The 12,591-nt window shown below is 71.8% G+C and carries 10 protein-coding genes; 4 read left to right on the forward strand and 6 right to left on the reverse strand.

Features of this window, described 5'->3' with window-relative positions; all coding sequences use genetic code 11:
• Positions 1-29: 29 nt before the first annotated feature.
• From ACFWRV_RS09140 to ACFWRV_RS09155, 4 genes are all read right to left on the reverse strand, one after another.
• Positions 30-1,487 carry an NCS2 family permease gene (locus ACFWRV_RS09140; RefSeq protein ID WP_384330525.1) on the reverse strand — a complete coding sequence of 486 codons (1,458 nt, stop codon included), beginning with the start codon at positions 1,485-1,487 and terminating at the stop codon, positions 30-32.
• 328 nt (positions 1,488-1,815) lie between these two features.
• On the reverse strand, positions 1,816-4,233 hold the full coding sequence (locus ACFWRV_RS09145; RefSeq protein WP_384330528.1) for a xanthine dehydrogenase family protein molybdopterin-binding subunit: 2,418 nt from the start codon (positions 4,231-4,233) through the stop codon (positions 1,816-1,818).
• Complete coding sequence (locus ACFWRV_RS09150; RefSeq protein ID WP_384330531.1) at positions 4,230-4,829, reverse strand: (2Fe-2S)-binding protein; 600 nt, start codon at positions 4,827-4,829, stop codon at positions 4,230-4,232. Before ACFWRV_RS09150 ends, ACFWRV_RS09145 begins: the two co-directional genes overlap by 4 nt.
• A 2-nt stretch (positions 4,830-4,831) precedes the next feature.
• Positions 4,832-5,722, reverse strand: coding sequence for an FAD binding domain-containing protein (locus ACFWRV_RS09155; RefSeq protein ID WP_384330533.1), 891 nt, complete (start codon positions 5,720-5,722; stop codon positions 4,832-4,834).
• A gap of 346 nt (positions 5,723-6,068) precedes the next feature.
• On the opposite strand from ACFWRV_RS09155, the gene ACFWRV_RS09160 reads away from it, so the two are divergent.
• Together ACFWRV_RS09160 and ACFWRV_RS09165 are read left to right on the forward strand one after the other, a co-directional pair.
• Positions 6,069-7,811: a PucR family transcriptional regulator gene (locus ACFWRV_RS09160; protein ID WP_384330853.1), complete on the forward strand. Its 1,743-nt coding sequence runs from the start codon at positions 6,069-6,071 to the stop codon at positions 7,809-7,811.
• Between the two features lie 172 nt (positions 7,812-7,983).
• On the forward strand, positions 7,984-8,766 hold the full coding sequence (locus ACFWRV_RS09165; RefSeq protein ID WP_384330536.1) for a hypothetical protein: 783 nt from the start codon (positions 7,984-7,986) through the stop codon (positions 8,764-8,766).
• Between the two features lie 48 nt (positions 8,767-8,814).
• Here ACFWRV_RS09165 and ACFWRV_RS09170 read toward each other — a convergent pair whose 3' ends face one another.
• Positions 8,815-9,573, reverse strand: coding sequence for a GntR family transcriptional regulator (locus ACFWRV_RS09170; protein WP_384330539.1), 759 nt, complete (start codon positions 9,571-9,573; stop codon positions 8,815-8,817).
• Between the two features lie 146 nt (positions 9,574-9,719).
• Here ACFWRV_RS09170 and ACFWRV_RS09175 point away from each other — a divergent pair, with 146 nt between their 5' ends.
• Positions 9,720-10,568: a (2Fe-2S)-binding protein gene (locus ACFWRV_RS09175; RefSeq protein ID WP_384330542.1), complete on the forward strand. Its 849-nt coding sequence runs from the start codon at positions 9,720-9,722 to the stop codon at positions 10,566-10,568.
• A gap of 192 nt (positions 10,569-10,760) precedes the next feature.
• Positions 10,761-11,864 (forward strand): DUF2637 domain-containing protein, encoded by a 1,104-nt coding sequence (locus ACFWRV_RS09180; protein WP_384330545.1) that lies wholly within the window; start codon positions 10,761-10,763, stop codon positions 11,862-11,864.
• Between the two features lie 21 nt (positions 11,865-11,885).
• Here the strand turns inward: ACFWRV_RS09180 and ACFWRV_RS09185 are convergent, their stop codons facing one another.
• Entirely contained in the window at positions 11,886-12,251 is a 366-nt protein-coding gene (locus ACFWRV_RS09185; RefSeq protein WP_384330856.1) for an ATP-binding protein, read from the reverse strand.
• Positions 12,252-12,591: the final 340 nt, after the last annotated feature.

Consider the following 12,591-nt stretch of genomic DNA (forward strand, 5'->3'; position numbering starts at 1 on the left):
TCTCCTCAAGGGTGAAGGGGGCCCGGGCGTCAGTGGACGCCCAGCCAGCTCTCGATCGGGTTGAGGGCGAAGAAGACGATGAAGATCACCGTCAGCCCCCACATGAAGGCCCCGACCTCGCGGGCCCGGCCCTGGGCGAGCTTGATGGCGCTGTACGCGATGACACCCGCGGCGACACCGGTGGTGATGGTGTACGTGAAGGGCATGAGGACCACGGTCAGGAAGACCGGGATGGCGACGGAACGGTCGCTCCAGTCCACGTGCCGGGCGTTCTGCATCATCATCGCGCCGATGACGACGAGGGCGGCGGAGGCCACCTCGGTCGGCACGATCGCGGTGAGCGGGGTGAAGAAGAGGCAGGCGGCGAAGAACAGGCCGGTGATGACGGAGGCGAACCCGGTCCGGGCTCCTTCGCCGACTCCGGTGGCCGATTCGACGAAGACCGTCTGACCGGAGCCCGAGGCGACACCGCCGATGACGCCGCCGGCGCCGTCGACGAAGAGCGCCTTGGACAGGCCAGGCATGCGGCCCTTGTCGTCGGCGAGCTTGGCCTCGGTGCCGACGCCGATGATGGTGGCCATCGCGTCGAAGAAGCCGGCCAGCACCAGGGTGAAGACGATCATGCCGACGGTGATGACGCCGACATCGCCCCAGCCGCCGAACTCGACGTTCCCGAAGAGCGAGAAGTCCGGGGTGGAGACCGCGCTGCCCTCCAGCTCCGGCGGACCGCTGCTCCACTTCTTGGGGTCGATGTCGACGATCGCGTTGATGACGATCGCGACCAGCGTGCCGACGACGATGCCGATCAGGATCGCGCCGGGGATGTTGCGCGCCTGGAGCATGAAGATGAGCAGCAGGGTCACGCAGAAGATCAGGACGGGCCAGCCGGCGAGTTCACCGGCCGGGCCGAGCGAGACCGGGGTCGCCACGCCCTGGTGGACGAAACCGGCCTTGAAGAGGCCGATGAGGGCGATGAAGAGCCCGATGCCCATCGTGATGCCGTGCTTGAGCGCGAGCGGGATCGCGTTCATGATCATCTCGCGGAGGCCGGTGACCACCAGGAGGCAGATCACCACGCCGTAGATCACGCACATGCCCATGGCCTGCGGCCAGGTCATGGTGGGAGCGACCTGCGAGGCGAGCACCCCGGAGACGCTGAGCCCGGCGGCGAGCGCCAGGGGCACCTTGCCGACGAAGCCCATGAGCAGGGTCGTCGCGGCCGCCGCGAAGGCGGTCGCGGTGATCAGGCCGGGCTGGCTGAGGAGGTTGCCGTTGACGTCCTCCCCGCCGAGGATGATCGGGTTGAGCAGGAGGATGTACGCCATGGCCATGAAGGTCGTGACGCCGCCGCGCAGCTCGCGCGCGACCGTGGATCCTCGTTCGGATATGTGGAAGTACCGGTCGAGCCATGATCTTCCGGCGGGGACGCGCGAGCCGGGGCCCGCACCTTCCGGACTGGTCTTCGGTTCCACTGACTGCTGGGTCATGATGCCTGACTCCCAAGGTTCACAGGGGCACCCGCTTGGAGATTCCTGATTGCGGGATTTGGGATGACTGCGTCGGCTGCACGACCCGGGGACGGCCGGGACGAACTGTTGAAGCAGAACGGATGTGCCGGCGGCACGGATGATCCGTGAGGCGCTGCCGTGCTGTCGGCACGGCGAAGAACCGCGAGCGGTGCGGTACTTGGGCCTCCGGGCGGCGCGGGGTGCGGAAAAGTGTGACGTTCTCGGCTCTGCGCGCCGCCCGGAGAGTTCGGGGGGGACCGCTCGGAGCTGCCGGGTGACTACGGGGAGGAGGTCACCCGGCAGGCTCTCAGGTGCTGGTGAGGTGTTCGGGCCGCACCGGCGTCCTGTTGAGCTCCAGACCCGTCGCGTTCCGGATCGCCGCGAGGACGGCCGGGGTGGACGAGAGGGTGGGGGCCTCGCCGATGCCGCGCAGCCCGTACGGGGCGTTCTCGTCGGCGAGTTCGAGCACGTCGACCGGGATGGTCGGCGTGTCGAGGATGGTGGGCAGCAGGTAGTCCGTGAAGGACGGGTTGCGTACCTTCGCGGTCTTCGGGTCGACGATGATCTCCTCCATCACGGCGACCCCCATGCCCTGGAGGGTGCCGCCCTGGATCTGGCCGAGGACGGAGAGCGGGTTGAGCGCCTTGCCGACGTCCTGGGCGCAGGCCAGTTCGATGACCTTGACCAGGCCCAGCTCGGTGTCGACCTCGACGACCGCGCGGTGCGCGGCGAAGGAGTACTGGACGTGGCCGTTGCCCTGTCCGGTGCGCAGGTCGAACGCCTCGGTGGGCCGGTGGCGCCACTCCAGCTCGATGTCGATCGCCTCGTCCTCCAGCACGTCGGCCACGTCGGCGAGCACTTCGCCGCCGTCGGTGACGACCTTGCCGCCCTCCAGGAGGAGTTCGGCGGTGGCCCAGGCCGGGTGGTAGGTGCCGAACTTGGTGCGGCCCAGCTCCAGGACCTTCTCCCGTACGGCTTCGCAGGAGTTCTTGACCGCGCCGCCGGTGACGTAGGTCTGGCGGGAGGCGGAGGTGGATCCGGCGGAGCCGACGCGGGTGTCGGCGGGGTGGATGGTGACCTGGTTGACACCGAGTTCGGTACGGGCGATCTGGGCGTGGACGGTGACGCCGCCCTGGCCGACCTCGGCCATCGCGGTGTGCACGGTGGCGACCGGCTCCCCGTTGATGACCTCCATCCGCACGCGGGCGGTGGAGTAGTCGTCGAAGCCCTCGGAGAAGCCGACGTTCTTCAGGCCGACGGCGTAGCCGACGCCGCGGACGACGCCTTCGCCGTGGGTGGTGTTGGAGAGCCCGCCGGGCAGCGCCCGGACGTCGACGGAGGTGCCTTCGCTGCCCGCCGTGAGCCACTCCTGCTCGGGCGGCAGCGGCCGGGACTTGACCCGGCGCAGCAGCTCGGCGACCGGGGCCGGCGAGTCACAGGGCTGGCCGGTGGGCAGCAGGGTGCCCTGCTCCATGGCGTTGAGCTGCCGGAACTCGACCGGGTCCATGTCGAGCTTCGCGGCGAGCTTGTCCATCTGCGCCTCGTAGGCGAAGCACGCCTGGACCGCGCCGAAGCCGCGCATCGCGCCGCAGGGCGGGTTGTTGGTGTAAAGGGCGATGGCCTCGATGTCGACGTCCTCGATGACGTACGGGCCGACCGAGAGCGAGGAGGCGTTGCCGACGACCGCCGGGGAGGCGGACGCGTAGGCGCCGCCGTCCAGGACGATCTTGCACTTCATGTGCGTGAGCTTGCCGTCCTTGGTGGCGCCGTGCTCGTAGTAGAGCTTCGCCGGGTGCCGGTGGACGTGGCCGAAGAAGGACTCGAACCGGTTGTAGACGATCTTGACGGGCTTGCCGGTGCGGAGCGCCAGCAGGCAGGCGTGGATCTGCATCGAGATGTCCTCGCGGCCGCCGAAGGCCCCGCCGACGCCGGAGAGCGTCATGCGGACCTTGTCCTCGGGCAGGCCGAGGACGGGGGCGATCTGGCCGAGGTCCGAGTGCAGCCACTGGGTGGCGACGTACAGCTCGACCCCGCCGTCCTCGGAGGGCACCGCGAGACCGGACTCGGGGCCGAGGAAGGCCTGGTCCTGCATGCCGAAGGTGTACTCGCCCTTGACGATGACGTCGGCGCGCTTGGCGGCCTCGTCGGCGTCGCCGCGGATGATCGGCTGGCGGTGCACGATGTTGGGGTGCGGGACGTGGCCGATGTGGTGGTCGTCGCGGCCCTCGTGCACGAGCACGGCGTCCGGAGCGGTCGCCGACGCCTCGTCGGTGATGAGCGGCAGCTCGCGGTACTCGATCTTGATCTTGGCGGCGGCGCGGCGCGCCGTCTCCGGGTGGTCGGCGGCCACGATGGCGACCGGCTCACCGTGGTGGCGGACCCTGCCGTTCGCGAGAACCGGCGTGTCCTGGATCTCCAGGCCGTAGTTCTTCATCTCGGCGGGCAGGTCGTCGTAGGTCAGCACGGCGTAGACGCCGGAGGTGGCGAGCGCCTCGGAGGTGTCGATGGAGACGATCTCGGCGTGCGCCACGGTGGAGCGCAGCGTCTGGCCCCACAGCATGTCCTCGTGCCACATGTCGGAGGAGTACGCGAACTCGCCGGTGACCTTGAGGGTGCCGTCGGGGCGGAGTGTGGACTCGCCGATGCCGCCCTTGGTGGGCGAACCCTGGGTGATCTTGGTGGGTGTGCCGGCCGGTGCGGTCTGGGCCTTCGGGGTGGTCGTCATGACTGGACCGCCTCTTCCTGACGGGCGGCCGCGAGGCGGACCGCGTCGAGGATCTTCTCGTAACCGGTGCAGCGGCACAGGTTCCCGGAGAGCGCCTCGCGGATGTCCTGGTCGGACGGCGAGGGGGTGTTCTCCAGCAGCTCGTCGGCGGCGACCAGCAGGCCGGGGGTGCAGAAGCCGCACTGGACGGCTCCGGCGTCGATGAACGCCTGCTGGATCGGGGACAGTTCGACGGCCTCGCCGGTCTGGCCGTCGGTGGGCCGGGCCTGCCAGCGCTTGGCGGCGTCCAGCGTGGTGCCGCAGGCGCCGGAGGCGCAGCCGCTGCCGGGGTGGGCGTCCTCGCGGTGCCTGGAGTAGTCGGCCAGGCCCTCGACCGTGACGACTTCGCGGCCCTCGACCTGGCCGGCGGCGACCAGGCAGGAACAGACCGGGACGCCGTCCAGGCGGACCGTGCAGGAACCGCACTCGCCCTGCTCGCAGGCGTTCTTGGAGCCGGGCAGGCCCATGCGCTCACGCAGGACGTACAGGAGGGATTCGCCCTCCCAGACGTCGTCGGCTTCCTGCTGACGGCCGTTGACCGTGAAATTGACTCGCATGGTTACGCAGCTCCTTCCAGCGTGCGGCCCGCGCCGCGGTACTGCTCCCAGGTCCAGCCGAGCGTGCGGCGGGCCATGATGCCGACCGCGTGCCTGCGGTACTTCGCCGTGCCGCGCACGTCGTCGATCGGGTTGCAGGCGCCGGACGCGAGGGCGGCGAACTGCTTGGCGATCGCGGGGGTGATGATCTTTCCGTTCTCCCAGAACCCGCCCTCTTCGAGCGCGGCGTTCAGGAAGTCCTCCGCCGCCTTGGCCCGGACCGGGGTCGGGGCGGCGGATCCGATGCCGGTGCGCACGGTGCGGGTCTCGGGGTGCAGCGCGATGCCGAACGCGCAGACCGCGATGACCATGGCGTTACGCGTGCCGACCTTGGAGTACTGCTGCGGTCCGTCGGCCTTCTTGATGTGCACGGCGCGGATCAGCTCGTCCGGCTCCAGGGCGTTGCGCTTGACGCCTGTGTAGAAAGCGTCGATAGGAATCAGTCGCGTGCCGCGTACGGATTCGGCCTCGACCTCGCAGTCGGCCGCGAGCAGGGCAGGGTGCGCGTCGCCGGCGGGCGATGCGGTGCCGAGGTTGCCGCCGACGCCGCCGCGGTTGCGGATCTGCGGGGAGGCGACGGTGTGCGAGGCGAGCGCCAGACCGGGCAGCTCGGTGCGCAGGTGCTCCATGATGCTGCTGTACGGCACGGAGGCGCCGAGCCGCACGCTCTCCTGGCCCACCTCCCACTCGGACAGCTCACCGATACGGTTCAGGTCCAGGAGGTACTCGGGCCGCCGGTGGTCGAAGTTGATCTCGACCATCACATCGGTGCCGCCCGCGATGGGCACAGCCGTGGGGTGCTCGGCCTTGGCGGCGAGCGCCTCCTCCCAGCTGGCGGGGCGAAGGAAGTCCATGAGTGGCTCTCTTCTTCTCAATCGGTCGTTCGCCGGGGCCGGGGACGGCCTGCCTCGACTGGCTCGTTCATGTGGTGTTCACGTGGTGTGTGGCCCAGTACACAAGCCCAGCCCCGGCCGGTGCAGTCACCGAAACACTGAAGGAGTTGGCTGGTCTCCGTCCTCGTCTTGTAGATTCGAACGAATGGCGGAGATCAGTAACCTCTCCGTAATTCACAGATACCCGTTCGCCCCTCCGCTCCCCCACCCCACGACCTGCTTCATCCCCCGCACCACGACCTCCTCCACCTGCTCCCCCTCCACCACCTTCACCTGCTCCCTCTACGAAAAGATCGGCGGCGACGAGATGCGGCTGCGCGCACTGCTGGAGACCGACGCGCTGGGCCTGCGGCTGCTCGGCGGCGAGGACGAGCTGGACCGCACGGTCCGGGGCGTCATGACGACCGACCTGCGCGACCCGAGCCGCTACCTCTCCGGCGGCGAACTGGTGCTCACGGGCCTGGCCTGGCGCCGGGACGCGGCGGACTCCGAGCCGTTCGTCCGGATCCTGGCGGGCGCCGGGGTGGCCGGTCTCGCGGCCGGCGAGGCGGAGCTCGGCGACATCCCCGCCGATCTGGTCGAGGCGTGCCTGCGCCACCGCCTCCCTCTCTTCGCCGTGCACGAGACCGTTGCGTTCGCGACGATCACCGAGTACGTCGTACGCCAGGTCTCCGGCGAGCGGGCGGGCGATCTGGCGGCCGTGGTGGACCGGCACCGGCGGCTGATGACCTCGGGCCCGGCGGGCGGCGGCCCCGAGGTGGTGCTGGACCTCCTCACCTCCGACCTGGACCTGCGGGCCTGGGTCCTCTCCCCCACCGGCCGCCAGATCGCCGGGGCCGGCGCCCCGCTGCCCGGACCGCTGGGCGCGGCGCTGGCCGGGCACCACCTGGCCGCGACCCGGACCGGCCGCCGGGGTCCGTACCGGGCGGCGGTCGCCGGTACGACGTACTCCCTCTTCCCGATCCGGAACACCGGCCGGGGCGCGGTACAGGCCGCCCGCGACGTACGGGAGTCGGTGCTCTCCGACTGGCTGCTGGCGGTCGAGGCGGACGCCTCGGACTGGCCCGCCGCCCGGCTCGACCTGCTCCAGGGCGTCACCCAGCTGATCGCGGTCGAACGCGACCGCCGCGACGCGGCCCGTACGGTACGCCGCAGGCTCGCCCAGGAGGTGCTGGAGCTGGTCCAGGCGGGCGCCGCCCCCGCCGAGATCGCGGCCAGGCTGCGGGTCGCCGCACCGGTCCTGCTGCCCGGCCTCGGCGCGGCCCCGCAGTGGCAGGTCGTGGTGGCCCGGGTCGACTGGAGCGCCTCGGGCCAGGCCGCCGCCGCGGGCGAGATCGCGAGCGGTCCGGTGGCCCAGGCGCTGCTGGAGGAGATCCTCGTCGACCCGGCGGTCAGCGGCCCCGACTCCGCCGACCGGATCGCCGTCGCCCACACGGGCGACGAGGCCATCGCCCTGGTCCCGCTGCCCGCGATCGTCACCGCGCCGGTGGATTCCGGCGACAGCGTGGGGGGCGAAGCGGACGGGAAGGACGCCGACGCGCTCGACGGGGATCCCGGGCTGCACGCCGACGCGCTGCTCGCCTCCGTGCGCGAACCGCTGACGGCGGGACTCGCCGACGACGGCCGGCTGACACTGGGTGTCAGCGCGGCCGTGCATTCCGCCGAAGGACTGCGCGGCGCGCTGGAGGAGGCCCGGCACGCCCGCCGGGTGGCCGCGGCACGTCCGGGCCGGGTCTGCGCGGCCGGTCACCACGAGCTGGCCTCGCACGTGCTGCTGCTGCCGTTCGTCCCCGACGACGTCCGGCGCGCCTTCACCGCCCGGCTGCTGGACCCGCTGCGCGACTACGACCGGCGCCACCGGGCGGAGCTGATCGAGACGCTGGAGGCCTTCCTGGACTGCGACGGGTCCTGGACCCGCTGCGCGGCCCGGCTGCACCTGCACGTCAACACACTGCGCTACCGCGTCGGACGAATCGAGCAGTTGACGGGGCGTGACCTTTCGCGCCTGGAGGACAAGCTCGACTTCTTCCTCGCACTGCGTATGAGCTGATCTTCCGGGCGCGCACGGGGTCCGCCGGGGCCCGTCGCGCTCCGGCCGATTGTGAAATCTTTCACCTGACATTGTCCGGACCCCTTGGCCCGGAGTGCCGATCCGTGCTGAGATGCGCCGTACCCAACAGCACAATGGCGCGCTCGGGGAGGGCAATGTGGCGCATACCGCCATGTCTGGTTCCGGAACGACAGCAGATGACGATCCGCCGCTCCAGACAGCGATATGGCGGTTGCGGTCACGGGCCTGCTGGACGGACGCGGCCGCCCTGCTGGAGCACCACGCGCGCACCGATGCGGCATCCGCGCTCCAGCGCATCGCCCTGCTGACCGAGCGGTGCCTGTACACCGGGCAGGGCTGGACCGACGCCGAGGACGCCCTGCGCGCGGCGGAGGCCATCGCCCGCAGCGACGACGAGCGGGGCTCGGCCGCCTCCGAGCGGGGCCATCTGGCCTACGCCTCGACCCTCCTGGCGGTACGGGACCGGGCCGACGAGGCGAGCGTGGCGCTGAGCCGGTCGGCGGCCCTGCTGGCTCCCGCGTCACCCGCCCGGCCGCTGCTGGACTACCGGCGCGGGCTGATCGCCCAGAACATCGCGGAGTCGCCGCAGTCGGCGCGCGCCGCCTTCCGCCGGGCGCACGCCGGCGCGGCGGCCCGGGGCGACGAGCTACTGCTGTCGTCCACCTGGCGGCATCTGGCGGCGCTCGCGCTGCGCGAGGGGGAGCTGGCCGAGGCCCGGCACGGCTTCGCGGAGTCGCTGCGGATCCGGGAGGAGCTGGGGTTCCTGGTCGGTACGGCCCCGGCGCTGATCTCCCTCGCGCAGGCGGAGGACGAACCGGAGGCGGCCCGGCTGCGGGCCGAGGCCGGCCGGCTGTTCCGGCTTCTGGGCGGTGTGCCCACCTGGCTGGCCCCGTATCTGGGCCCCCCGGCCCAGCGCACCGCCGAGGCGAGCTGAACGGAGGCGTGGGGACCGGCCCGCGGCGGGGCCGCGGCCCCGCCCGGGTCAGCCGTCGGCGCCGGTGAAGTGTTCGCGGACCAGGGCCTGGACGACGGTGAGGTCCTGGGCGATGAGGGCGTCGAGCAGGGCGGTGTGCTCGGCGGCGTCGGCCAGCAGTTCGGCCCGGCGGGTGGCGGGGCCCGCGACCAGTGGCCACTGGGAGCGCCGGTGCAGCTCGTCGGCGACGGTCACGAGCTGCCCGTTGCCCGACAGCGTGAGGACCGCCCGGTGGAAGGCCCGGTCCGAATCGGCGTAGGCGGCCCGGTCGCCCACGGCCGCCGCCGCGACCGTGGCGTCCGCCAGCGGGCGCAGGACGCTCCAGCGGTGCGCCGGGACCGTACGCGCCAGCCTCAGCATCACCGGGACCTCGATCAGGGCCCGCACCTCGGCCAGCTCGGCCAGCTCGCGGGGGCCGCGCTCGCTGACCCGGAAGCCGCGGTTCGGCACGACCTCGACCGCGCCCTCGACGGCCAGCCGCTGCATGGCCTCGCGCACCGGCGTCGCGGAGACCCCGAAGCGGGCGCCGAGCGCGGGGGCGGAGTACACCTGTCCGGGCACCAGCTCGCCGTCGACGAGGGCGGCGCGCAGGGCGTCCAGGATCTGGCCGCGCACGGAGTGACGCCGCACGGCGCGCGGCGCGGGCGGCTCACTGTGGGTGTGCTCGCCCCGGGCCTGTTCCGGCACCCGGCCCTCCGCCGGAGTGCGCGGGAACGCTCCGGGGGCGTACGCCGGACGTACCCCCTCGCGCGCGCTGCCCTGCTCCACCCGGACCTCCTCCACCTGCCGCGGGCCGACTCGCGTGCGCCGGACCTCCTGTGCACGATAGAGGGAGGAGGCCGCGGTTCAAACATCGATGGCGTCGGGTAAGGTAAGCCTTACCTGCAAACGATCCCGATTCGGTGGTCCCCTGCATGACCCTCTCCCCGCCGTTCACCGGTGCCGCGACGCCCCCCGTGACCGCCGCGTACGCCCGCCTGGCCGAGGTCTTCCCCGGCCTGCGGGCCGACGTGCTCGACGGCGACGCCGTCGCCCCGTCCGGCGCGGGCTGGGTCGGCGCGGCGGAGCTGGCGGCCGGCGGCAGCTCCGTGGACGCCTTCCTCGCCTGGGACAACGCCCAGGTGCTGCGCGACTACGGCCAGCAGGCCCGCCCGGACGTGGTGGCGAGCTTCGGTCTGCACCGGTACGCCTGGCCCGCCTGCCTGCTGGTGACCGTGCCGTGGTTCCTGCAGCGCCGTGTGCCGCGTATCCCGGTCGAGGACGTGGCCTTCCAGCGGGCGCTGGGCCACCTGACCGTGCGGGTGAGGGAATTCGCCTGCCTGCCGGACGATCCGGCGGCCACCCTGCCCGGGGCCCGGGTCGTCCCGGACGAGGCGGCGCTGCGGGCCGAGGTCCTGGCCTCCCTGACCGAGCACCTCGGGCCGGTGCTGGAAGGCTTCGGGCCGCGCATGCGACGCGGGAAGCGGGCCCTGTGGGGGATGGCGACGGACGAGATCGTCGAGGGCCTCTGGTACGTCGCCCATCTGCTGGGCGAGGAGCGTCGCGCGATGGCCGAGCTGGAGCTGCTGCTCCCCGGCACCACGAAGCCGTACGTCGGCACCGCGGGCTTCCGCGAGCTGACCGGCCCCGACGGGCAGTCGCTGCCGACCCGGGACCGGGCGAGCTGCTGCCTCTTCTACACCCTGCGCCCCGAGGACACCTGTGTGACCTGCCCGCGTACCTGTGACGCGGACCGGGTGCGCAAGCTCGCCGCGGCTTCCTGATCCACACCGCCCGTCCGGATGACGCGGACTCGAACACAACTCGGTTCAACCGGGCGGGAGTTCGAGAAGATTCCACCCATCGATAGCCTCTCCTTCCCCCATGGCGTGCTCTTGTCCCGAAACCACCGGAGCTGGACGGGAATTCCGTCACGATGGCGTACGAAACGCCCTACGTGACGCAAGGGACCGCGCATGAGACTGACCGACATATCGCTTGACTGGCTGCTTCCGGGCGCCGTACTGCTCGTGGGAGTCATGGCGGCGGTGACGGTGGTCGCACGCGGCAAGCGTGCCGCCGGCAAGGCCGCGGCCGACGACTCCTGGGAACGCAGCGAGGAACGCCGCAGACGCAAGGAAGCGCTCTACGCCACCGCCAGTTACGTCCTGCTGTTCTGCTGCGCGGCGGTCGCAGCCGCGCTCTCCTTCCACGGGCTCGTCGGCTTCGGCCGGCAGAACCTGAGCCTCAGCGGGGGATGGGAGTATCTGGTCCCGTTCGGACTGGACGGCGCCGCGATGTTCTGTTCCGTGCTGGCCGTACGGGAGGCGAGCCACGGAGACGCGGCACTCGGCTCCCGGCTGCTGGTGTGGACGTTCGCCGGGGCCGCCGCCTGGTTCAACTGGGTGCACGCCCCCCGGGGCATGGACCACGCGGGCGCTCCGCACTTCTTCGCGGGGATGTCCCTCTCGGCCGCGGTGCTCTTCGACCGCGCGCTGAAGCAGACCCGCCGCGCGGCGCTGCGCGAACAGGGCCTGGTGCCCCGTCCGTTGCCGCAGATCCGGATCGTCCGCTGGCTGCGGGCCCCCCGGGAGACCTTCGGCGCCTGGTCGCTGATGCTCCTGGAGGGCGTCCGCACCCTGGACGAGGCGGTGGACGAGGTGCGCGAGGACCGCAGGGAGCGCGAACAGGACCGGCTGCGCCGACGCGACCAGGAGAAGCTGGACAGGGCCCGCATCAAGGCCCTGAACCGGCAGAACCGGGTCTGGGGACGCGGCGGCCGGGGCGGGCAGCAGGTGGACGTGCCCGCCCTCGCCCCGACTTCGGGCGGCGGCCCACCGGCCGTCGCGGAGCCCGCCATAACAGAGCCGGGTCAGCTGCCCCTGCGACCCCGGCCATCCCTGCAAGCCGTCGGCCCGAAGCAGACGGCCGATGGTTCGAGCTCGAAGAGCCTGGAAGCGCCGACCCAGGGAAGTGACCCGCGGACCGTCGACCTCACCGCTGAGGACGACACCCAGACACTCCCCCGGCTCGACTCGCTGGAACAGAAACTCAAGGATCTGGAGCAGCAGTTCGGCTGATCCCGTCGCGCGGCGGAGGGCTCAGGGCCTTCCGCCGTGCAGCTCGAACCAGACGACCTTGCCCAGGGCCTGTGCCTCCACGCCCCAGGCGTCGGCCAGGCTCCGGACCAGGATCAGGCCCCTGCCGTGCGTACCGTCGTCGGCGTTCGGTACGTACGGCGCGGGCAGGTTCTCGGATGCGAAGTCCTGTACCTCCACGCGCAGTCGGGCGGCTGTCGCCGTGGCCGTGACCACGGCCCCGTGCCGGGTGTGGATGAGCGCGTTGGTCACCAGCTCGCTCACCAGCAGCTCCGCCGCCTCGGTCTGCTCCTGACCGGAGCGATCTCGCAGGAACTCGCGCAGCTCCCGCCGGACTTCCCCCACCGCCGACCGCTCCGCGTGCCCCACTCTTCGGCGCATCCGGGCCGGCGGCGACGCCTCACCCGGTCTCCGGCCCCGGGGGCCGCGCCCTTCGACGACCGTGGTCCTCTTCTGACGCTTCGCCATTTCCCCCGCCCGCACAGTGAACCGACCTCCTTCGATCCGGCTGTCCGTCGAACAGCCTCACGGGATGCATGCCCCTGTACGCACACGGTCACGCTTGCGGGCCCGTCAAGAAGTAAAGGGGCGGGAGCGGCGAGGGGCGCACGGAACATCCCACCCGCGCACGCCATCACCACATAGGCGCAGCTCCGGTTAACGTCCCGCGAACAGAACCGAGTTGACGTTGACGACCCGACTTCTACGC

The sequence above is a fragment of the Streptomyces sp. NPDC058576 genome (genome assembly GCF_042718715.1).
GTDB lineage: Bacteria > Actinomycetota > Actinomycetes > Streptomycetales > Streptomycetaceae > Streptomyces.

Bases quoted from the DNA above. Each gene is read 5' to 3' on its own strand.
- ACFWRV_RS09140 (WP_384330525.1), bottom strand. From the start codon at position 1,487: ATGACCCAGCAGTCAGTGGAACCGAAGACCAGTCCGGAAGGTGCGGGC.
- ACFWRV_RS09145 (WP_384330528.1), bottom strand. From the start codon at position 4,233: ATGACGACCACCCCGAAGGCCCAGACCGCACCGGCCGGCACACCCACC.
- ACFWRV_RS09150 (WP_384330531.1), bottom strand. From the start codon at position 4,829: ATGCGAGTCAATTTCACGGTCAACGGCCGTCAGCAGGAAGCCGACGAC.
- ACFWRV_RS09155 (WP_384330533.1), bottom strand. From the start codon at position 5,722: ATGGACTTCCTTCGCCCCGCCAGCTGGGAGGAGGCGCTCGCCGCCAAG.
- ACFWRV_RS09160 (WP_384330853.1), top strand. From the start codon at position 6,069: ATGCGGCTGCGCGCACTGCTGGAGACCGACGCGCTGGGCCTGCGGCTG.
- ACFWRV_RS09165 (WP_384330536.1), top strand. From the start codon at position 7,984: ATGTCTGGTTCCGGAACGACAGCAGATGACGATCCGCCGCTCCAGACA.
- ACFWRV_RS09175 (WP_384330542.1), top strand. From the start codon at position 9,720: ATGACCCTCTCCCCGCCGTTCACCGGTGCCGCGACGCCCCCCGTGACC.
- ACFWRV_RS09180 (WP_384330545.1), top strand. From the start codon at position 10,761: ATGAGACTGACCGACATATCGCTTGACTGGCTGCTTCCGGGCGCCGTA.